21 protein-coding genes are annotated in these 19,143 nt (G+C 65.9%); 7 read left to right on the forward strand and 14 right to left on the reverse strand.

The genetic code is table 11. The features are described 5' to 3' along the window. Positions 1-101 precede the first annotated feature (101 nt). The 5 genes from ACVIJ6_RS07420 to ACVIJ6_RS07440 all read right to left on the reverse strand — a co-directional run bounded on the left by ACVIJ6_RS07420 (position 102) and on the right by ACVIJ6_RS07440 (position 4,689). Positions 102-1,091: an alpha/beta hydrolase family protein gene (locus ACVIJ6_RS07420; protein WP_456772157.1), complete on the reverse strand. Its 990-nt coding sequence runs from the start codon at positions 1,089-1,091 to the stop codon at positions 102-104. A 39-nt stretch (positions 1,092-1,130) separates the two neighbouring features. After that, positions 1,131-2,087 (reverse strand): GIN domain-containing protein, encoded by a 957-nt coding sequence (locus ACVIJ6_RS07425; RefSeq protein WP_456772158.1) that lies wholly within the window; start codon positions 2,085-2,087, stop codon positions 1,131-1,133. Between the two features lie 17 nt (positions 2,088-2,104). Further along, positions 2,105-2,677, reverse strand: a complete 573-nt coding sequence (locus tag ACVIJ6_RS07430; protein WP_456772159.1) for a DUF1700 domain-containing protein — start codon at positions 2,675-2,677, stop codon at positions 2,105-2,107. Next, complete coding sequence (locus ACVIJ6_RS07435; RefSeq protein WP_456772160.1) at positions 2,677-3,000, reverse strand: PadR family transcriptional regulator; 324 nt, start codon at positions 2,998-3,000, stop codon at positions 2,677-2,679. Before ACVIJ6_RS07435 ends, ACVIJ6_RS07430 begins: the two co-directional genes overlap by 1 nt. 1,014 nt (positions 3,001-4,014) lie before the next feature. After that, positions 4,015-4,689: a response regulator gene (locus tag ACVIJ6_RS07440; protein ID WP_456772161.1), complete on the reverse strand. Its 675-nt coding sequence runs from the start codon at positions 4,687-4,689 to the stop codon at positions 4,015-4,017. A gap of 397 nt (positions 4,690-5,086) precedes the next feature. Here ACVIJ6_RS07440 and ACVIJ6_RS07445 point away from each other — a divergent pair, with 397 nt between their 5' ends. After that, on the forward strand, positions 5,087-6,712 hold the full coding sequence (locus ACVIJ6_RS07445) for an MFS transporter (protein WP_456772162.1): 1,626 nt from the start codon (positions 5,087-5,089) through the stop codon (positions 6,710-6,712). 105 nt (positions 6,713-6,817) lie between these two features. Here ACVIJ6_RS07445 and ACVIJ6_RS07450 read toward each other — a convergent pair whose 3' ends face one another. The 3 genes from ACVIJ6_RS07450 to ACVIJ6_RS07460 all read right to left on the reverse strand — a co-directional run bounded on the left by ACVIJ6_RS07450 (position 6,818) and on the right by ACVIJ6_RS07460 (position 8,590). Beyond that, on the reverse strand, positions 6,818-7,285 hold the full coding sequence (locus ACVIJ6_RS07450; protein ID WP_456772163.1) for a secondary thiamine-phosphate synthase enzyme YjbQ: 468 nt from the start codon (positions 7,283-7,285) through the stop codon (positions 6,818-6,820). Between the two features lie 24 nt (positions 7,286-7,309). Continuing rightward, on the reverse strand, positions 7,310-7,864 hold the full coding sequence (locus tag ACVIJ6_RS07455; RefSeq protein ID WP_456772164.1) for a hypothetical protein: 555 nt from the start codon (positions 7,862-7,864) through the stop codon (positions 7,310-7,312). A 102-nt stretch (positions 7,865-7,966) separates the two neighbouring features. Continuing rightward, entirely contained in the window at positions 7,967-8,590 is a 624-nt protein-coding gene (locus ACVIJ6_RS07460; RefSeq protein WP_456772165.1) for a DsbA family protein, read from the reverse strand. Between the two features lie 272 nt (positions 8,591-8,862). On the opposite strand from ACVIJ6_RS07460, the gene ACVIJ6_RS07465 reads away from it, so the two are divergent. The 5 genes from ACVIJ6_RS07465 to ACVIJ6_RS07485 all read left to right on the forward strand — a co-directional run bounded on the left by ACVIJ6_RS07465 (position 8,863) and on the right by ACVIJ6_RS07485 (position 11,420). Further along, positions 8,863-9,240 (forward strand): AtpZ/AtpI family protein, encoded by a 378-nt coding sequence (locus ACVIJ6_RS07465; protein ID WP_041750308.1) that lies wholly within the window; start codon positions 8,863-8,865, stop codon positions 9,238-9,240. Positions 9,241-9,328: 88 nt separating this feature from the next. Further along, complete coding sequence (locus ACVIJ6_RS07470; protein ID WP_456772166.1) at positions 9,329-10,072, forward strand: F0F1 ATP synthase subunit A; 744 nt, start codon at positions 9,329-9,331, stop codon at positions 10,070-10,072. A 40-nt stretch (positions 10,073-10,112) separates the two neighbouring features. Beyond that, a complete protein-coding gene (locus ACVIJ6_RS07475) occupies positions 10,113-10,340 on the forward strand; it encodes a F0F1 ATP synthase subunit C (protein WP_006615622.1) in 228 nt (75 codons plus the stop codon). 28 nt (positions 10,341-10,368) lie between these two features. Further along, complete coding sequence (locus ACVIJ6_RS07480; protein WP_456772167.1) at positions 10,369-10,929, forward strand: F0F1 ATP synthase subunit B family protein; 561 nt, start codon at positions 10,369-10,371, stop codon at positions 10,927-10,929. After that, positions 10,929-11,420, forward strand: a complete 492-nt coding sequence (locus ACVIJ6_RS07485; protein ID WP_456772168.1) for a F0F1 ATP synthase subunit B family protein — start codon at positions 10,929-10,931, stop codon at positions 11,418-11,420. The genes ACVIJ6_RS07480 and ACVIJ6_RS07485 overlap by 1 nt, the downstream gene beginning before the upstream one ends. A gap of 144 nt (positions 11,421-11,564) precedes the next feature. On the opposite strand, the gene ACVIJ6_RS07490 is transcribed toward ACVIJ6_RS07485, so the two are convergent. From ACVIJ6_RS07490 to thrC, 4 genes are all read right to left on the reverse strand, one after another. Next, on the reverse strand, positions 11,565-12,182 hold the full coding sequence (locus tag ACVIJ6_RS07490; protein ID WP_456776921.1) for a hypothetical protein: 618 nt from the start codon (positions 12,180-12,182) through the stop codon (positions 11,565-11,567). A 193-nt stretch (positions 12,183-12,375) separates the two neighbouring features. Beyond that, complete coding sequence (locus ACVIJ6_RS07495) at positions 12,376-12,963, reverse strand: GNAT family N-acetyltransferase (RefSeq protein ID WP_012041154.1); 588 nt, start codon at positions 12,961-12,963, stop codon at positions 12,376-12,378. Positions 12,964-13,064: 101 nt separating this feature from the next. Further along, entirely contained in the window at positions 13,065-14,354 is a 1,290-nt protein-coding gene (locus ACVIJ6_RS07500) for a M16 family metallopeptidase (RefSeq protein WP_456776922.1), read from the reverse strand. After that, positions 14,354-15,769 (reverse strand): threonine synthase, encoded by a 1,416-nt coding sequence (gene thrC, locus ACVIJ6_RS07505; RefSeq protein WP_456772169.1) that lies wholly within the window; start codon positions 15,767-15,769, stop codon positions 14,354-14,356. Before thrC ends, ACVIJ6_RS07500 begins: the two co-directional genes overlap by 1 nt. Positions 15,770-17,358: 1,589 nt before the next feature. On the opposite strand from thrC, the gene ACVIJ6_RS07510 reads away from it, so the two are divergent. Next, on the forward strand, positions 17,359-18,192 hold the full coding sequence (locus ACVIJ6_RS07510) for a PhzF family phenazine biosynthesis protein (RefSeq protein WP_456772170.1): 834 nt from the start codon (positions 17,359-17,361) through the stop codon (positions 18,190-18,192). A gap of 87 nt (positions 18,193-18,279) precedes the next feature. Here the strand turns inward: ACVIJ6_RS07510 and ACVIJ6_RS07515 are convergent, their stop codons facing one another. Continuing rightward, the gene (locus tag ACVIJ6_RS07515) at positions 18,280-18,741 is read right to left on the reverse strand and encodes a carboxymuconolactone decarboxylase family protein (protein ID WP_456772171.1); all 462 of its coding nucleotides are present in this window, start codon (positions 18,739-18,741) and stop codon (positions 18,280-18,282) included. After that, positions 18,638-19,105, reverse strand: a complete 468-nt coding sequence (locus ACVIJ6_RS07520) for a MerR family transcriptional regulator (RefSeq protein ID WP_456772172.1) — start codon at positions 19,103-19,105, stop codon at positions 18,638-18,640. The genes ACVIJ6_RS07515 and ACVIJ6_RS07520 overlap by 104 nt, the downstream gene beginning before the upstream one ends. Between the last annotated feature and the right edge of the window lie 38 nt (positions 19,106-19,143).

Genomic DNA, 19,143 nt, shown 5'->3' on the forward strand with positions numbered 1-19,143 from the left:
GCTTGAGGTACAATCGTTGACGAAAACGTTCAAGCGAAGGCCGTGGGCGAAGGCCCCGAACGATCATTCGCTCATCGCTGCGGACTCGTCAGCCGCGCATCTCACTCCGCCGTGCGGACAAGCCATGTCTGGAAGAACGCGAGCACCTCGGCGTTGAACGCGGCGTGGAAGGCGGCGCGGTCGAACCCCGGTGCATCGACGCAGAGCTCGGACTGCCCCTGGAGCAGCGCCGGCGGACACAGGAAGAACGCGAAGTGGCCGGAGTTCGGCACCACGCGATAGTCGTGCCCGGCCGGAAGGTTTGCGTCGACGAAAGCGACATGGCTGGGCAGCACGCCGTCGCCGCCGCGGCTCGAGGCCCAGAGCTGAACCGGCGTCTTGATCGGGGCGAAGCTCGCGGGCGAGAAGAAGATCGCCAAGGGGTCGGCGAGCACGGCGGCTTTGATCCGCGGATCATGCGCCAGCGGTTGCGCGGGCGTTCGCTTGTCCAGGATCTCCTGACAGAACAGCCTCTGGATTGGCTGACAATAATCGGACGCCGCTCCCGCCCAATCAGGATCGGCACCGAGCAGCACGAGCCCGGTATAACCGCCGCGTGAAAAGCCGAAGAAGCCGATCCGGTCGCGATCGATGTTGGCCGCGAAGGATGACGCGCCGATCATGAAGTCGATCAGCCGCTTGATGTCGGTGGGCCGCTCGACGAACACCGAGAGATCGCCGGATCGGCTCCGATCCCGCGCGGTATCGCCAGGGTGATTGATCGCCGCGACCACAAAGCCGTGGTCGGCAAGCGCCTCGGCCGTATCACGATTGCCAAGCAGCGAACCGCCGCGCCCATGCGAGGCGACAACGAGCGGCAGATGCCCGCCCACGAGCGGGCAGTCCTTCACACCCGTCAACGTGAAGCCGCCGCCGATGGGGATCTCGGCCGGCTTTTCCGCGCACGGATACCAGACCATGCCATGGATCTCCGGACCGTCGGAATCCGCGGCAATGTCGATCGCTCGCAGGCCGGCGGCCTGCGCCAGCGTCGCAGCGAGACAGACGGAGAGCATCGAGAGCAGTTGGCAGGCGCGGATAACAGCGGACATCGGCGTTCTCCCTGGCTGATGCATCTCGTGCCGATGAGTCTACGGCACCTGCTTGACCTGTCCTGATCCCGAGACATGCGAGTTGATCCGCGCTACCGTGCCGTGCAGCCGCACGACGGCGCTCCCCGAGACCGAGATGTCGGCATCCTGGCGCGGCGCGAGGTCGACGTCGCCGCTGCCGCGAACCGTCGCGCTGGCGCGATCGGTGACCAGCCGGCCGAGATCGGCACGCCCGGAGCCCGACGATTCCAGCGACAGCTCATGCGCCGTTCCGCTGCCGGTGACCGCACCGCTGCCGTGCAGCTTGAGGCGCAGCGAATCCTGCTTGCTGTCGGCGAGCTTGAGATTGCCGCTGCCGTGGAGGTTCGCCGTGGTTGTCTGGGTGACCAGACGACCGAGGTCCACCGCGCCGGAGCCGGCCGCTTCGACAGCGAGGTCGCGGACATCGCCGCCGGCCATCACGGTGCCGCTGCCCCGCGCCGTGATCCGCACCACGTCCTGGCGGATCTCTGACAGGTCGAGACTGGCCGATCCACCCACCGTCCATGCGGTGACCGGGGGGCCGGAGAGTTGGACGACGAGATGGTCGGCCCGGAGACAGTCGATCGCGTTGCCCCACTCGGCCGTGTCCCATGCGAGCTGGCCGTCCCGCAGGCGGACATGGTCGATGAGGTCGGCGTCACCGGTCACGCTGGCCTGTGGCGCGGGCCCCGGCTTGAAATGCACCTGCGCCGGAATGCTGATCCTGACGGCGTCGCCGCCCGACCAGGCCAGATCGACCGTGCGGCGCTCGCGCGAGCCGGTCCTGTTCGACCATGGCAGTGCCGCGCAGTTGCGCGATGCGCCTGCCCAGGATGTTCTGACCCAGGAGAGGCCCCTCCAAGGCGAAGCACCGAAGTCGGCCCAGTCCTGCGCCGACGCCAGCGCGGTGATGATCCCGCATAGCGCTGCGATGCTCAGCGACACCCCCGCGACCTGTCCTAGCCGTCCACTCATCGCGCACCTCTTCCTGATCAAGCAGGCTCATGTTCCGGCCTGAGCAGCCGGTAGTGCAGCCGGGCATAGTTGCCGAGCATCTTCACCGCGGTGTTGAGCGCCAGCAGCAGCAGCGCGCCGCAGCCGATGCTGCCGGCGACGAGCCCGATGCCGGCCACCGCACGCAGCGCCATCGCGGCGAGCGAGGCGAAGTGCCCGATTTTCAAGAGACTGAGCAGCAGCCCGAGGCCGACGATTCCGAGCACGAAGACGACGAGGCCGACCGCCAGGGTCACCAGCAGGACGGCGAACAGCAGCGGCAGCAGCAACAGGATGTCGACGGTGGCCAATCCGCCCAGCGCCAGCAGCACCGCAGCGGAGTTGCCCAGGCTGCGGTGCTTCTCCCAATGGCGCAGCCCGGTTTCGGTACGCAATTCGCGCGCCAGCCGGCGCGGGTCGCCCAGCGCCGCCGCCACCTCCGCCTCGGCGCGCCCGGAGGAGGCAGCTTCATCGAAATAGGACATGTAGTCGGCGATGATCTCGTCGATGTCAGCAGCAGGCAAACCGGCAAGACCGTCCTTGAGGAGGCCCAGGAAGGCTGCGCGGTCCATCAGCGTTCTCCCAGCAATGTGTTGACGGCATCAGCAAAGCTTCGCCACTCGCGCTTCTGCGCCGTGAAGGCGGCGCGGCCGGCCGGCGTGAGCCGATAATATTTGCGCGGCGGGCCGCTATTGGATTCGGCCAGGCGGGTCTCGACCAGCTTGTCGTCCTGCATGCGACGCATCAAGGGATAGATCGTCCCCTCGCCAATGCCCACGCCGGCCGAGAGCGAGCTTGCAATCTCGTAGGCGTAGCTCTCGCCTCGCGCCAACAGCGCCAGCACGCACAATTCGAGCGCCCCCTTCTTGAGCTGGACCTGCATCTGCTCCGTCATGACAGCAAGGTATCGCAAGGTACCTTGTTTTGCAAGGTACCTGTCTATGACAGGGCAGATGTTCGCGGGACGTACAGCCCGCAGCTCCCGAGGTCGCCCAGCGCATCGAAATCCTCGGCGCACCAGACAGACCTCTATTTCTTTTTTTCGGAAATCATGCTATCCCTTGCGTCGTCCCGTGCCCGCCATGAGGGGCGCTTCGCGATCGTCACGAACGTGGGGCGCGGGATGCGGTGGGCGCGTCGGGTCGCAGCGTGCTTCGGCATGCCGACGAACGATCCGGCGCGCACGGTCAAGCCGTGTGGTCCTGGCATCCCGGTGCTGATGCCAAGTTCGCAGCGACGGTGTTGCGGATGACGGGGGCAAGAACGCCGGTCCCCGGGGAGAGCTCGGAGCAGCCGTCAAAACCATCGCGCGGGGAGGGCCGGGCGTGTTCGGCCAGACCTGTGGTGACTGCCGCCTGCTTTTTTTCTGCAGGCGGGCCACGGGCGCGGCCAGCGCCCGGCCTTCCCTGCGCCCTCTGTCCTCAAGAGGGCCGATGATCGGCAAAGCTCGGACGCCGTGTGCGCCGCGAGGTTGAGTTGGTGTGTCGCGATTGATCTACCAAATGACGTGGGTTTCCAGCTCAGGACGGGCCTTGTGGCTCTTGCGCCCTTGTGGCTCGTGCACCGAAGACGACGCTCCTCACCCTGAGGAGCCCGCTGAAGGCGGGCGTCTCGAAGGGCGAGGCCCGCACGATGGCCTCATGGTTCGAGACGCGCCGCGAGCTTGCAGCTTGCCCAATGGTGAGCTGACTGGCGCGACGCTCCTCACCATGAGGGTTTGGCACCGAGACCGGTGCTGCACATTGACCATGAGGATCGTCCTCATGAAGAGCCGCGTGCGCCAACTGGCGCTGCACACAGACCATGAGGACACTGCCGGTTACGGCGGCTCCTCATGGAGAGGATTTGGCGCCGAAGCCGAAGCTGCACATTGGCCATGCGCAGCGTGCTCATAAGGAAGGTCAGCTTGTCACTTCCCCGTCGGCGCGTCCTGCCGCCAGGCGGAACCTGCGATCTTCGCGGCGGCGATCACCGCCTGCGTCCGGCTCTCGACGCCGAGCTTCTGCAGGATGGCCGAGACATGCGCTTTGATGGTCGCCTCGGAGACGCCGAGCTCATAGGCGATCTGCTTGTTGAGCAGCCCCTGGGACAGCATCATCAGCACCCGCACCTGCTGCGGGGTCAGGGTCACCAGGCGGTCGCGGAGCCTGGTCATCTCCGGATCTGCGCCGGCGGCAAGGTCGGTGTCGGGCGGCACCCAGACGTCGCCATCCATCACCTTCATGATGGCGTCGCGCAGCGTGTCGACGCCGAACCGCTTCGGGATGAAGCCGGAGGCACCGAAATCGAGCGAGCGGCGGATTGTCGCGCCATCGTCGCTGGCCGAGACGATGACGACCGGGATCGCCGGATATTGCGCGCGCAGGTAGATGAGCCCGGAAAAGCCGGAAATGCCGGGCATCGTCAGGTCGAGCAGCACGAGATCGACTTCGGAGTCCTTCTCCAGCAGCGCGGTCAGGTCTTCGAAGGAGCCGGCCTCGTCGACCACGGCCTCCGCGAGCACGCTCGTGACTGCCTGCCGCAGCGCGTTGCGGAACAGCGGGTGATCATCGGCAATGACGAGGTGGGTGGAGGCAGCCGCCATGAATTCTGACTTGACCTTGCGACGCCGGCCACGCGCCTCAGCTGCACGCCGCCCGGCTTTCTTGAAATACTCGCCCGGCGACTGGTTGCATGCAAGCATACAATTCCACTTGCAGGAAGAGCGGTTAATCCGCGCCTTGTGCGACGCAACATCGGTAGCGCGGCGACCGTTAGGCGAACTTGATCCGCCGCAATGTCCCCATGTTTCCGTGCGCCGCAGCCGCCAGGGCCGAAAGTCGTATTGGGCCGGGTTTCACTGCAATGTTACTTAAGCGCCAAGGTCTCCGCGACCAGCGCCGTCCAAGTCCGGCATGCGGGGACGAAACCATCAGCACAACGATCTTGGGGAGCGAATGCCAATGTCAACAATGGTCGCCACACAAGCGAGATCGGGAGGCATGACGAAGGACGAGCGCTTCGTCATTCTGGCGTCCTCTCTCGGCACTGTCTTCGAGTGGTACGATTTCTACCTTTACGGGTCTCTCGCCTCGATCATCGGCGCGCAGTTCTTCAGCAGCTATCCGCCGGCCACCCGCGACATTTTCGCGCTGCTGGCCTTCGCCGCCGGCTTCCTGGTCCGCCCGTTCGGCGCCATCGTGTTCGGCCGCATCGGCGACATCGTCGGCCGCAAATACACCTTCCTGGTCACGATCCTGATCATGGGTCTGTCGACCTTCATCGTCGGCATCCTGCCGAACGCCGAGACCATCGGCTTCGCCGCGCCGGTGATCCTGATCGGTCTGCGCCTGTTGCAGGGCCTTGCGCTCGGCGGTGAGTATGGCGGCGCCGCCACCTATGTCGCCGAGCATGCGCCGATGGGCAAGCGCGGCTACTACACCTCCTTCATCCAGACGACGGCCACGATGGGCCTGTTCCTGTCGCTGCTGGTGATCCTGTTCACCCGCACCATCATTGGCGAGGCCGACTTCGCCAAATGGGGCTGGCGTGTGCCGTTCCTGGTGTCCGTGCTGCTGCTCGGCGTTTCCGTCTGGATCCGTCTGCGCCTCAACGAATCGCCCGTATTCCAGAAGATGAAGGAAGAGGGCAAGAGCTCGAAGGCGCCGCTGACGGAAGCGTTCGCCAACTGGAACAACGGCAAGATCGTGCTGCTCGCGCTGATCGGCGCGACCATGGGCCAGGGCGTCGTCTGGTACACCGGCCAGTTCTACGCGCTGTTCTTCCTGCAATCGATCCTGAAGGTCGACGGCTACACCGCCAACCTGCTCATCGCCTGGTCGCTGCTGCTCGGCACCGGCTTCTTCATCGTGTTCGGCATCCTCTCCGACAAGATCGGCCGCAAGCCGATCATCATGGGCGGCTGCCTGATCGCGGCGCTCACCTTCTTCCCGATCTTCAAGATGATCACCAGCAACGCCAACCCGGCTCTGGAGAAGGCGATCGAGTCGGTGAAGGTGGAAGTGGTGGCCGATCCGGCCGGCTGCGGAGACCTGTTCAACCCGGTCGGCACCCGCGTCTTCACTGCGCCTTGCGACACCGCCCGCGCCTTCCTGGCCCAGTCCTCGGTCAAGTACTCGACCGTTCCTGGCCCGGCCGGCTCCGGCGTGAAGGTCACCTTGAACGGCAAGGAAGTGCCCTACACCGACGCCAAGACCAGCAATCCGGCCCTGACGGCTGCGATCGCCGACGCCGGCTATCCGAAGGCCGGCAACCCGGGGATCGTGAAGATGGCGCATCCGTTCGACATCTTCCGTCCGCAGGTCGCCGCGATCATCGGCCTGCTGTTCATCCTGGTGATCTTCGTCACCATGGTGTACGGCCCGATCGCCGCGATGCTGGTCGAACTGTTCCCGACCAAGATCCGCTACACCTCGATGTCGCTGCCCTATCACATCGGCAACGGCTGGTTCGGCGGCCTGCTGCCGGCGACCGCTTTCGCAATCGTGGCCTCGACCGGCGATATTTACGCCGGCCTATGGTACCCGATCGCGTTCGCTGTCATCACCGCGGTGGTCGGCTTCCTGTTCCTGCCGGAGACGAAGGACGTCGACATCCAGTCGACCTGATCATGATGCGGGCGGCGACCCCGCTCGCCTCTTTATTGCAAAGAACGGCCGCGGATCACTCCGCGGCCGTTCCGCATTTCAGCCGATGGGTTTTCTGTTTTGGCCTCAGACTGCGCCAATGAACTGCAGCACCACCTCGCGCCGATGCGGACGCTCGCGATGCTCGAGGAGATAGATCGCCTGCCAGGTGCCGAGCAGCATCTGGCCGTCCTGCACCGGCACCTGGAGCGAGACAGCGCTCAGCATGGTCTTGATATGGGCCGGCATATCGTCGGGACCCTCGGTGTCATGCACCCAGCCGGCATCCTCCGGCGCCAGCCGCGCCAGCGCCGTGGTGAGATCGCGAAGCACCGTCGGGTCCGCATTCTCCTGGATCGTCAACGACGCCGACGTGTGCCGGATGAAGACCGTCACCGCCCCTTCTCTCGCGGAGATGTCACGCAGGAACGTGTCGACCTCGCGCGTGAGATCGCTGAAGCCGCGGCCCGGCGTCTGCACGGCCAGTGTCGAGGTCACGACCGAGGTGACGGGCACCGCCGACGGCGCCGTCCGCGTGATGGATCGTGCGGTCATGCGTCCAGCCTCCTCGGCGCGGTGTCAGATCTTGCCCGAGACGTCCTTCTGCACCCGCGCGGCCATGTCGAGCAGCCGGCGCCAAGCCTGCTCCAGAAAGCCCATCATGCGTTCCATGTCCTGGTCGCTGGGCAACGGGATCTCGAGCTTGCGCGTTCCATCGGCCGATTTCGATTCGCCGGCTTTCGGCTCGGCCTTCTTCAGCTGATCGGACTTTGGCAGCGCCTGGTCCTTCGGCAGCGGCTCGTCGATCTTGCCGGAGATGCTCTGATCGCGCGAAGCCAGCTGGGCTTTCAGCTTTTCGTTCTCTGCCTGAAGTCGGCCGATCTCGGCATCCAACGCGGCACGCTCGTCGGGAACGGCGTAGCACGCCCAGCCGGAACCGGCGTTGTTGTTGCAGGTCGAGACCGCACCGGTCCTGGTGTCGAGCCGGACCACGCCGTCCGGTGTCGTGGACATCGTGTAGCGCCCCTTGTCGCCATCGGGCGCGGTCTCCTCCGCAGCCCAGGCCTCTCCGCCCAGGCAGCTCAACGCCAGGAGCGCAATGAGGGGCCGCCGGTATGGCTTCGTGAGACTCATGGCTCGCTCTCCAGAATGCGGTCGCGATGGCCGCCATGCACGCTCATTTTGTGTCGCCGCCATGGCGTTGCGCGACGTGCGGTCACCTGCCACAGCTCGCACCTATGGCTCGGACGTATAGGCGGAGCGGCCGGATTTCAACGCGTCGGCCAGGAGTTCGAGCCGGTCCTGGCCCCAGAAGATCTCGCCGTCCAGCACATAAGCGGGCGAGCCGAACACGTCGGCGGCGATGGCATCCTGGCGATTCTGCTCGTAGACCGCCGCGACCGCGTCCGAGCCAGACTTGGCGACGAGTTCGCGCCCGGGCAGTCCGGCCGCATCGGCCAGGCGCGCGATCACCTCGGCGTCCCCGAGATTGAGCTGTTGCTCCCAGATCGCCGGGAAGGCGCGCTGCAGATAGGGCTCCGGATCAAGCCCCGCCTGCACCGCGGCGATGACCACGCCATCCGCGAGCCGGGCGTTGAACGGCCAGTTCTTGGGCTGGAGATGAAAATCGAGCCCCCGCTTGTCGCGCCAGCGCTTCAGCTCGACGATACGGTAGCGCTGCCGCGCCGGATGACGCCGCGCCAGCGGCAGGCCGCCGGTCTCAGCGAACAGATCGAGCAGCATCACCGGCTTGAGGGTCACGGCAGCGCCATGGCTGGCTGCAATGTCGCGGAACAGGCGGTGGCCGATATAGGCCCATGGGGATTGCAGCGAGAAATAATAGTCAATGTGGCGCGGCATGCGAAGTCCCACCCCGGTTCGGGTTCAGCGGCATCGGACCAGAGGGCTCCGGAGGACGCAAGATCGCAACCGCCGAGAACGCTGTTGATGCGGCGCGGTGACACCCGCGACCGATCTGACGAAAAAGCCGAGAAAACGAGCAAATTCAGGCATCTAACAGATCAACACGCAATCTTGACTTGGGGGGATGCGGTCAGTATGGTCCGCGCGGCTTTAAAGGGCGATGGGGCGCTATTTCCTGAAACTCGCAGCAACGGATCGGGTCTCCACAGATGTCGGATGGCACGAACGAGCGCAGCGGACCCGGAGATCGCGACAAGTCGCCTGATGAGGTTGCGCTTTCCGCAAGGCTCGGAAGTCTCGACCAGCGGTTGTCCCAAATGCGGGACGGCCGAAAGATCGGGGCTGATCAACCTGGAAACGGCAGCGGTGACACAGCAGCCCGGGCTTCGGCCATGGCGCGTGGACTGCGACTGTCCTCCGAGTTGATTGCCGGTGTCCTCGTCGGCGCGGTGCTTGGCTGGGGCTTCGACCGTTTGCTGTCGACATCGCCCTTCGGATTTATCGTGTTTTTCCTGCTCGGCTTCGCCGCCGGCGTGTTGAACGTGGTGAGATCTGCAGGCATAGCTCCCGACAGGTCCCGCCAATGAGACATGCGCGGCAGACCTCAGCGCGGAAGACAAACGAGTGAATTGCAAAGCGCCGGCGTGGCCGGTGAACAACTGAGACGCCACGCGGATGATCGATCCGATCCATCAATTCCACCTCAACAAGATCTTCACGATCGGCCATATCGGCAATCAGGAGATCGCCTTCACCAACTCCACCGCGTACATGCTGCTCGCGGTCGTCCTGATCTCCGGCATGATGCTGGCCGCCGGGCGCGCGCTCGTCCCGGGCCGGTTCCAGTCGGTGGTCGAGCTGTCCTACGAATTCGTTGCCAACACCCTCAGAACCAGCGCCGGCTCGCACGGCATGACGTTCTTCCCGCTGGTGTTCTCGCTGTTCATGTTCATCTTCGTGTCGAACATCGTCGGCATCATCCCCTACACCTTCACCGTCTCCAGCCACATCATCGTCACCTTCTCGCTGGCGCTCCTGGTGTTCCTGACGGTCATCATCTACGGCTTCTATAAGAACGGCCTGAAGTTCTTTAAGTTGTTCGTCCCCTCCGGTATCCCCGCGGTGATCCTGCCGCTGGTGGTCGTGATCGAAATCATCTCGTTCTTCTCCCGCCCGATCTCGCACAGCGTCCGTCTGTTCGCCAACATGCTGGCCGGCCACGTCACGCTGAAAGTGTTCGCGAGCTTCGTGACCATGCTGGGCGCGCTCGGCTTTGTCGGCAAGGTCGGCGCGCTGCTGCCGCTCGGCCTCACAGTCGCCTTGACCGGCCTCGAGCTGATGGTCGCGTTCCTTCAGGCCTACGTCTTCACGATCCTCACCTGCATCTATCTCAACGATGCTATCCATCCGGGCCACTGATCCGGCCCTCTCTACCAAACCCCTCAAAGGAGTTCGTTTCATGGATCCGGTTGCAGCGAAGTACATTGGCGCAGGCATTGCTTGCATCGGCATGGGTGGCGCGGGTGCCGGCATCGGCATCATCTTCGGCAACTACCTGTCGGCCGCTCTGCGCAATCCGTCCGCCGCCCAGGGCCAGTTCGGCAACCTGATTTTCGGCTTCGCGGTGACCGAAGCGCTCGGCATCTTCTCGCTGCTGATCGCACTGCTCCTGCTGTACGCCGTCTAAGACGGCCTGAGCCGGAGAGGAGAAGCCCGTGGCTGAAAGTCATGGCGAGGCCAAGGGCACGGCGAGCGCCCATACCGAGGCCGAAGGCGGGCACGGTTTCCCTCCCTTCCAGAAGGAAACCTTTCCCTCCCAGATCGTCTCGCTGGTGATCACCTTCGTGGCGCTGTACGTGATCGTCTCGCGTCTGGCGCTGCCGAAGGTCGGGGGTGTCATCGACGCCCGCCAGAAGTCGATCGACGGCGATCTGGCCGAAGCGCAGCGGCTGAAGGATGAATCCGAAGCCGCGATGAAGGCGTATGAAAGCGAGCTGGCGACAGCCCGCGCCCGCGCCCAGGCGATCGGTGCCGAGACCCGCGAGAAGCTCGCGGCCTCCTCGGACGCCGAGCGCAAGGCGCTGGAAGACAGCCTCGCGGCCAAGCTCGCGGCGGCTGAGAAGTCCATCGCCACCACGCGTGCGACCGCAATGAGCAATGTCCGTGGCATCGCCGCTGACGCCGCCAGCGCGATCGTGCAGCAGCTCACCGGCAAGGCCCCTGCGGGCAAGACGGTCGAGGCTGCGGTCGATGCATCATTGAAGGGAACAGCCTGATGCATTTGCTCGCTGATCCGGAGACCTGGGTTGCGATTGCTTTCGTGATCCTGATGGGCCTGTTCGCCTATCTCGGTGTCCACCGCACCGTCCTGAAGGCGCTCGACAATCGCGCCGAGCGCATCAGGAACGAGCTGGAGGAGGCCAAGCGGCTCAAGCAAGAGGCGGCCAAGGTGCTCGCCGATTACAAGGCCCGCCGCGCCAGTGCCGAACGTGAGGCAGAGGAGATCGTCACCAGCGCCAAGGCGGAAGCCGAACGCATCGCGGCGGACGCCAAGGCCAAGATGGAAGACTTCGTCGCCCGTCGCACCAAGGCCGCCGAGAGCAAGATCGCCCTCGCCGAGGCCCAGGCGCTCGCCGACGTGAGGTCCGCCGCGGCCGATGCCGCCGTCCAGGCCGCCGCGACCGTGCTGTCGCAGTCGGTCAAGGGCAGCCTCGGCGAAGACCTGGTGGCCAAGGGCATCGCCGAAGTCGGCCGCAAGCTGAACTGAGCCGCAATCCCGTCATCAAGCCAACGTTCTCGAAGGGCCGGTGCGATCCAAGCGCACCGGCCCTTTGATTTTGAAATCCAACTCACGTGCTCGGCCGCAGGAAATCAAGATCGCGGTCGCCACCGGCAAGCGCCGACGCGCGCCTTACTTCCGCTTCTTGCCGTGCGGCCGCTCGGGAGTCAGGGCCTGCGGGTCGAACCCGATATAGAACACGTAATTGTCGGCATTGGCGCCAGGCGGCGGCACCGGATAGATCATGTCCTCGGCCACGATCGTGAACGGGACGCTGCCGTCGCCGGTCATCTGGACGGTGGTCCGATAGGATTTGGTGGCGATCACCTTCTCGCCGATGCCACCCTGGACCACGGCGATGCGCATCGGGATGTCGACCGTCGCAGGCGCGCCGGCCGGACCGGCCACGACCCTGCCCTGGATCCCGATCTTGCCGACGATCTCGGCACCATTGAGATTGCACTCGCGGGCCGTCTTGGTGATGGACGCCTGGAAGCGCACGTCGTTACCGACCGCCTGCTTGCCGGGCGCAGCGACCGCATAGGTCGAGGCACCGGCGCGGATGCTCACCGGCGGGCAGCTCAGGCCCTCGGTCGGATCAACCGGCGGCCCGCCGCTCGCGGGCAGATTCTGCTGCTCCTTGTCATCGGAGCCGCCACCAAACAGGCTCTTGAAGCGGTCGGTCAGGGATTGGGCTGCCGCCGGCGGGGCGGTCCCGGCCGCTCCCATCGCCAGCAGCACGGCTGCCAATGTCCCAACTCTCACCACGCTCGTCTGTCGCATCGTCTGATGTCCTCGGCTCTCGAACGCCTCGTCCGCCAACGCCACATCGCGAAGCTCGGGAGCCTGGCGGGACGGCAGCTGCACTCCGGCGTCTATACCCATTTCAAGGCGCGGAACCAGTCCCCCTCCGCCACTCCTGCGCCCCTGTCGATCACATTCGCTAGCCGCGGAAATCCTCGTGCAGCAGGCCGTAGAGATAATGGTCCTGCCAGACCCCGTTGATGCAGAGATAGCGGCGCGCCAGCCCCTCGCGGGTGAAGCCGCACTTCTCCAGCACCCGAATAGACGGCGTATTGGTCGGGATGCAGGCGGCCTCGACCCGGTGCAGATTGAGTTCGCCGAACAGCGTCGGCAGCAATAGCCGCAGCGCCGCCGTCATGTAGCCGCGATGCGCATGCGGTTGCCCCATCCAATAGCCGATGGTGCCCGCCTGGACGATGCCGCGCCGAACATTGGCGAGCGTGATGCCGCCGAGCATGGCGCCATCCTGCTCGCGGAACACGATGAAGGGGTACGAGCGATCGGCCGAGATGTCCTCGGCATAGCGGCGCAGCCGGCGGCGGAAGCCGGACCGCGTCAGATCATCGGATGGCCAGATCGGCTCCCACGGCGTCAGGTAATCGCGGCTCAGCTCACGGAGCTGCGCCCATTGCGCGTAATCCGCCATTTGCGGCGCGCGCAGCATCAAGCCATTGCCGCGCGGCGCCAGCGCGGCCGGCCCGTTGGATGGCAAGCGAAACAGGGCCATCGGTGATGCTCCCCCTGCTCTTCAGCCCCCGACTCCCAGCGCCGGTACGGCACACCACGTCACGGCGAGCTGCACGAGGCTCGGCCTGTCCGGACTGGTGCTCAATGCAGCTGGGCCTTCGGCTTCGACCCGGTGAGAGCTTCGGCGAAAGTCACCGCCGTGTCCAGACCCCTGCCGCTGCCGAGCGCGACGACCGCAGGCTTGCTGCGTGCGAGCAGCGCACGGGCCGCGTCGCGCGTGCTCTCGACGCTGACGGCCTCGATCTTGTCGACCATCTCCTGCAAGGTCTGCGGCCGTCCATAGGCCAGGATATGGCGCGCCAGCTGCTCGGCGCGGGCGCTGCAGCTCTCCAGCGCCATCAAGAGGCCCGCCTTCATCTGCGCCTTGGCGCGGGCCACTTCGGCCTCGCTCAGCGTTTCCACGGCATTGCCGATGATGTCGACCACGACCTCCATCATCTCAGGCGCGTCGGCCGGATCGGTGCCGGTGTAGAGGCCGAAAAAGCCGGTGTCGCTGTAGGGCGCGTGGAACGTATACACGGAGTAGCAGAGCCCCCGATTTTCACGCACCTCCTGGAACAGCCGGGACGACATGCCGCCGCCGAGGATGTTGGTGAACACCTGCAGCGAGAACAGCGAGGGATCGGCCTGCGGCACGCCCTCGAGTGCCAAGGTCAGATGCGCCTGCTCGAGGTCGCGATGCACGACCCGCGAGCCGCCTTTGCCGAACGCGGCGGGCAGCGGCTTCGGCGCCGGGGCGCCATTGAAGCTGGCAAAACGCCTGGTGACGTCCTCGACCACCTGCTGATGGTCGACGGCTCCTGCGGCGGCCACGACCATGTCCGGTCCGCGATAATGCGTGGCGAGATAGCCATGCAGCTTGTCGCGATCGAACCCCTGCAGCGTCTTGGCGGTGCCGAGCAAGGAGCGCCCCATCGGCTGATCCGGAAAGCACAGCTCGTTGAGATGTTCGAACACGACATCATCAGGCGTGTCCTGGGCGGCGCCGATCTCCTGCACGATGACGCTCTTCTCGCGCTCCAGCTCCTCCGGCACGAAGGACGGATTGGCGAGGATGTCGGCGAGCACGTCGAGCGCCAGCGGCACGTCGGCCTTCAGCACGCGCGCATAATAGGCCGTGGTCTCGGTCGAGGTGCCGGCATTGAGATCGCCGCCGACCGCCTCGATCGCCTCAACGATCTCCCGCGCGCTGCGCGTGGTCGTGCCCTTGAACGCCATGTGCTCGAGCAGATGCGAGATGCCGTGCTCGTCCGGCTTCTCGTCGCGGCCGCCGACCCCGGCCCAGACGCCGAGCGCGGCCGTTTCCAGATGCGGCATCGTATCGGTGACGACGGTGAGCCCGGTCGGCAGCTTGGTGACTTCCACGCCCATCATGCAATTCCCTGCTTGGCGGCCCGGCTGACCGAACGGATGAATGTCTCCACCTCGGCCTGATCGTTCCGCATGATCCTGATCTCCTCGCGCTTGGTCATCAGCCCGTCGAGCCAGACCGGCAGATGCGGCCGCATTCCGCAGGCGGCCTCGACCGCATCGGGGAATTTGGCCGGATGCGCGGTCGACAGCACGATGTTCGGCACGGAGGTGTCGGTGCCGTCACGGTCGGCCACGGCCAGCGCGACCGCCGTGTGGGGATCGACGAGATCGCCGGCCTCGCGGAACGCGGCGCGAATCGCGGCCGCCGTCTCGGTCTCGTCGGCGCGGCCGGCCTCGAAATCGGCGCGGATCGCCGCCAGCATTGCGTCGGGCAGCACGAAGCGGCCGGATTGCTTCAGGCCCTCCATCAGCCGCCGCACCGCGCCGGCGTCGCGGCCTCCGGCCTCGAACAGCAGCCGCTCGAAATTCGAGGACACCTGGATGTCCATCGAGGGCGACGCGGTCGCATGCACCTCGCGCACCTCGTAGATGCCGGTCGCAAGCGTGCGCGCCAGGATGTCGTTGACGTTGGTGGCAACGCGGAGCTTGCGCACCGGCAGGCCCATGCGCTTGGCGACATAGCCGGCGAAAATGTCGCCGAAATTGCCGGTCGGCACGGTGAAGTCGACCGCGCGGTGCGGCGCGCCGACGGCGACCGCCGAGGTGAAGTAGTAGACCACCTGGGCAACGACGCGCGCCCAATTGATGGAGTTGACGCCGGACAGCGCCACCGAATCACGGAAGCCGTGATGATTGAACAGGCCCTTCACGATCGCCTGGCAGTCGTCGAAATGGCCTTCGATCGCCAGCGCATGCACGTTGGCCGCGCCCGAGGTCGTCATCATCCGCCGCTGCACCTCGGAGATGCGGCCATGCGGGAACAGCACGATGAGATCGGCATTGTCGCGGCCGGCGAAGGCATCGACCGCGGCACCGCCGGTATCGCCCGAGGTCGCAACCACGATCGTGGTACGCTCGCCGCGCTTGGCCAGCACATGGTCCATCAGCCGCGAGATCAGCTGCATCGCGACGTCCTTGAACGCCAGGGTCGGACCGTGGAACAGCTCCAGCACGAACTGATGCGGCGCGATCTGGTCGAGCGGGACCACCGCGGGATGCCGGAAGGTGGCGTAGGCCTCGTTGGCCATGCGGCCAAGCTCGGCGTCGGAGATTTCGCCGGCCACGAACGGTTTGATGACCTCGACCGCAACCTCCCAATAGGGACGGCCGAAAAAGCCGGCGATGGTCTCGGCCGACAGTTGCGGCCAGGTCTCGGGCACGTAGAGGCCGCCGTCCCGGGCGAGCCCGGTCAGCATCACATCGCAGAAGGTGAGCGCGGGGGCCTCCCCGCGGGTCGAAACATAGCGCGTCAAACCGCTCTCCTGACCTGCGTCATCAGGCCATAACCCGTTGATTGAACTCGAAATCGTAACTGCCTGGCGGCAACATGGTCCGGCACCATAATGGTTTTGGCCCGCGCGCGAAACCGGTTGTTGTCACGGGAATGGTCACGGCGGCGGGTTACGGCGGGGTTACGGGGCATGGGATGGCAGCGCCGGTGCGGCTCCTCCGCCCCATCCTCCCAGCTCCGCCGTCATCGCCCGTCCAACCGGGCGATCCAGTACGCCGCGATGGCTGTGCGCAACGGCGCCGCCGCGGCGTACTGGATCCCCACCTGCGCGGGGATGACGTCGGTGTTGGTGGCCTCCAGCCGGGCCGCATTCGAGACCGCTCAACGCAAACATAAGTCGTTCCTCCGTCATTGCGAGCGCAGCGACTTGTCTGCCATCGCCCGAAGGGCGACGGCGGAAGCAATCCAGGCTGCGGGCGGGACTCTGGATTGCTTCGTCGCCGCGCTCCTCGCAATGACGCGGAGAGGGCGAGCGCTTCGAAGGCAATCGCATCACGGCAAGGCCCGGGGGGGGGGGGGGGGAGCTCCGTCCCGGAAAGCGCAGAGTTGCATCCTCGCGGCGCGATCGGCGCCCGAGCTTTGCGTCAATTCTCCCTCCGGATGCGGAGAGCGCAGGGAAGGCCGGACCTCGACTGAGGCCCGTGGCCCCCGTGCGAACAAGAATGCACGGGGCAGGAACCACAGGTTCAGCCGGAGCGACCCGGCCTTCCCTGCGCGATGGTCTTCACACTTATAGGCAGTCTCCCTGGTGCGCCGGGCTTTCTGGCCACCATGATCCACGCGGCGCGTCGGCGCCGTCGCGAACGTAACACCAGCATCGGGGTGTCAGGACGCTGCCACTTCATGTCCGTACCGACACGCGCTCGTCTGGCGCAGCCGGTCGCGGCCACCGCATCCCACCTCACGTCCGTGACGACGCGTACGCCCCTCGCAACGAGGCGGGACGGCGACAGACAATCACGATTTCGGAAAAAATGAAACAGAGAATTTCCGCCCCGGCCGGCTGGAACGGCTGAGCGCGTTGGACAGGCTGGCAAAAAAAGCACTTCGGCACAGCCGGATTTGTTAGTTGCGATGCAGGCTGGCGCAGGTGCTGACAGCCCGTCGGGCGACTCAGGTCCGACGCTGAGGACAGCAGGCATGGTCTCGCGATGCGAACGACGGCGCATCCCCAACCTCGGTGTCGTCCCGGGCACGTTCGACAACGCGTAGGCGTTGTCGAACGCCGACCCGGGATCCATAGCCACCAACCTCCGTGGCAAGCACGCCGTTGCTCCAGCCTGCCGCCTCGCGATCGATCGGGGGTATGGGCCCTGCGTTCGCAGGGACGACACTGGTGTGTGGAGCGACATCTCACACCGCACCGTCATTGCGAGGAGCGCAGCGACGAAGCAATCCAGACTGCCTCCACTGAGGAAACCTCGATTGCTCTGGCGCAACGGCGCCTCACCGGGCCGAGCGCCTGCGACATGCTCTCCAACGCATCGTTCTTCACTTGCATGCGCCGGAGGCTTAGACCTTGGCAGGCCCACATCCAGCGTGAGACACCGAATGATCATCCAGCACATCGCAGCCTTCACCGACGGAGCACGCGGCGGCAATCCGGCCGGCGTCGTCATCTCCGAGACGCTGCCCGATGCCGCGACGATGCAGGCGATGGCGGCTGACATCGGCTATTCGGAGACGGCCTTCGCGGCACCTGCCGGCGACACCTGGCGGGTGCGCTACTTCGCGCCGCAGGCCGAGGTGGATTTCTGCGGCCATGCAACGATTGCGCTCGGCGCCGCGCTGGCGAAGCAGTACGGCTCCGGCAGCTTCGCGTTGCAGCTCAATCACGCCGGCATCAGCGTCGATGGCCGCGCCACCGCAACCGACTGGAGCGCGGCGTTCCGGTCGCCGCCGACGCGGACCCGCGCCTTTGCCGCTGCCGTGCGCGACGAGATCCTCGCGCTGTTCGGACTGTCGGAGAGCGACCTCGATCCACGCATCCCGCCCGTCATTGCGAATGCCGGCATGGACCACCCCATTGTTGCGCTCCGCGATCGCAGCCACCTTGGCTCGATGAGCTACGAGTTTGGCCAGGGCCAGGCGCTGGCCCAGCGCGAGCGCTTCGCCACGTTCAACCTCATCCACGCCGAGACGCCGCAGCTGTTTCACGCGCGCAACCCGTTCCCGTTCGGCGGCGTCTACGAGGATCCGGCGACGGGCGCGGCGGCCGCAGCGCTGGCCAACTATCTGCGCGAACTCGCATGGCCGGTCCATGGACCGATCGTGATCCGGCAGGGCGAAGACATGGGCGTGCGCTGCTGTCTGCAGGTCGATCTCGACGGGGCGGCAGGCGCGCCGGTCCTTGTGTCCGGGAGCGTGCGGTCGATCGAGGCGTAGCCCGCATGAGCGACAGCGACATGCGGGGTCAGCACCGGTCCCGCATGTCGCTACGCTCATGCGGGCTACGAGTTCCCGCGCGACCGCTCAGACCGATGCGGCCTCCACGGCCTTCGCGTCGGCCTCGGCGAACACAGCCTTGGCCACGAACAGGCCGTTAAGCGCGGCGGGGAAGCCGGCATAGACCGCCATCTGCATGATCACCTCGGTGATCTCGTCGCGGCTGAGGCCGACATTGAGACCCGCATGGATGTGCACCTTGAGCTGCGGGCTGGCATTGCCAAGCGCAGTCAGGGCCGCGATGGTTGCGATCTCACGGCTGCGCAGATCGAGGCCGGGCCGCGAATAGATGTCGCCGAACGGAAACTCGATCACGTAGGTCGCGAAATCAGGCGCGATGTCGGCGAGCGCAGCGATCACATTGTGGCCAGCCTCGCCGTCGATTTTATCGAGCGCGCGCCGGCCGCGCGACAGCCGGTCCTGCTTGCCGTCGGCGCCGGTGGGCGTGGGGCTCGTGATCTTGGATCGGCTCGGTGTGGGTTGCGTCATGATCGTTCGTCCTCTCTGTCGTGCCGGCATAGCCGGCTATCTTGCCGTCGAGAACGAGAAGGCAATCCTGCATGGTGGCGACCCGCGCCCGAACCGCCTCACGATGCCGCTCCAGAAGCCGGCGCCGTTCCGGCTCGGAAGCGGCGCCCTGCGCGCGCAGCTCGGCGTAACGCAGCATGTCCCGGATGGGCATCCCCGTCGACTTGAGACGGCCGAGGAATTCGATCCAGGTCAGGATCGATGCGTCATAGTCCCGCTGGCGCTGACGATCACGATCCGCCCTCGGCAGTAGCCCGATCCGCTCATAGTAGCGGATGGTATGGGGCGTCAGCCCCGACTGCCTAGCCAGTTCGCCGATCTTCATCCGCGCCCATCTCCATTCACGACGCCAGGAAGGCTACG

It is taken from the genome of Bradyrhizobium sp. USDA 4369 (genome assembly GCF_054056435.1).

Bases quoted from the DNA above. Each gene is read 5' to 3' on its own strand.
- ACVIJ6_RS07430 (WP_456772159.1), bottom strand. From the start codon at position 2,677: ATGGACCGCGCAGCCTTCCTGGGCCTCCTCAAGGACGGTCTTGCCGGT.
- ACVIJ6_RS07420 (WP_456772157.1), bottom strand. From the start codon at position 1,091: ATGTCCGCTGTTATCCGCGCCTGCCAACTGCTCTCGATGCTCTCCGTC.
- ACVIJ6_RS07510 (WP_456772170.1), top strand. From the start codon at position 17,359: ATGATCATCCAGCACATCGCAGCCTTCACCGACGGAGCACGCGGCGGC.
- ACVIJ6_RS07440 (WP_456772161.1), bottom strand. From the start codon at position 4,689: ATGGCGGCTGCCTCCACCCACCTCGTCATTGCCGATGATCACCCGCTG.
- ACVIJ6_RS07495 (WP_012041154.1), bottom strand. From the start codon at position 12,963: ATGGCCCTGTTTCGCTTGCCATCCAACGGGCCGGCCGCGCTGGCGCCG.
- ACVIJ6_RS07500 (WP_456776922.1), bottom strand. From the start codon at position 14,354: ATGGGCGTGGAAGTCACCAAGCTGCCGACCGGGCTCACCGTCGTCACC.
- ACVIJ6_RS07485 (WP_456772168.1), top strand. From the start codon at position 10,929: ATGCATTTGCTCGCTGATCCGGAGACCTGGGTTGCGATTGCTTTCGTG.
- ACVIJ6_RS07445 (WP_456772162.1), top strand. From the start codon at position 5,087: ATGACGAAGGACGAGCGCTTCGTCATTCTGGCGTCCTCTCTCGGCACT.
- ACVIJ6_RS07465 (WP_041750308.1), top strand. From the start codon at position 8,863: ATGTCGGATGGCACGAACGAGCGCAGCGGACCCGGAGATCGCGACAAG.
- ACVIJ6_RS07435 (WP_456772160.1), bottom strand. From the start codon at position 3,000: ATGACGGAGCAGATGCAGGTCCAGCTCAAGAAGGGGGCGCTCGAATTG.
- ACVIJ6_RS07450 (WP_456772163.1), bottom strand. From the start codon at position 7,285: ATGACCGCACGATCCATCACGCGGACGGCGCCGTCGGCGGTGCCCGTC.
- ACVIJ6_RS07455 (WP_456772164.1), bottom strand. From the start codon at position 7,864: ATGAGTCTCACGAAGCCATACCGGCGGCCCCTCATTGCGCTCCTGGCG.
- ACVIJ6_RS07425 (WP_456772158.1), bottom strand. From the start codon at position 2,087: ATGAGTGGACGGCTAGGACAGGTCGCGGGGGTGTCGCTGAGCATCGCA.
- ACVIJ6_RS07470 (WP_456772166.1), top strand. From the start codon at position 9,329: ATGATCGATCCGATCCATCAATTCCACCTCAACAAGATCTTCACGATC.
- ACVIJ6_RS07460 (WP_456772165.1), bottom strand. From the start codon at position 8,590: ATGCCGCGCCACATTGACTATTATTTCTCGCTGCAATCCCCATGGGCC.
- ACVIJ6_RS07475 (WP_006615622.1), top strand. From the start codon at position 10,113: ATGGATCCGGTTGCAGCGAAGTACATTGGCGCAGGCATTGCTTGCATC.
- ACVIJ6_RS07520 (WP_456772172.1), bottom strand. From the start codon at position 19,105: ATGAAGATCGGCGAACTGGCTAGGCAGTCGGGGCTGACGCCCCATACC.
- ACVIJ6_RS07515 (WP_456772171.1), bottom strand. From the start codon at position 18,741: ATGACGCAACCCACACCGAGCCGATCCAAGATCACGAGCCCCACGCCC.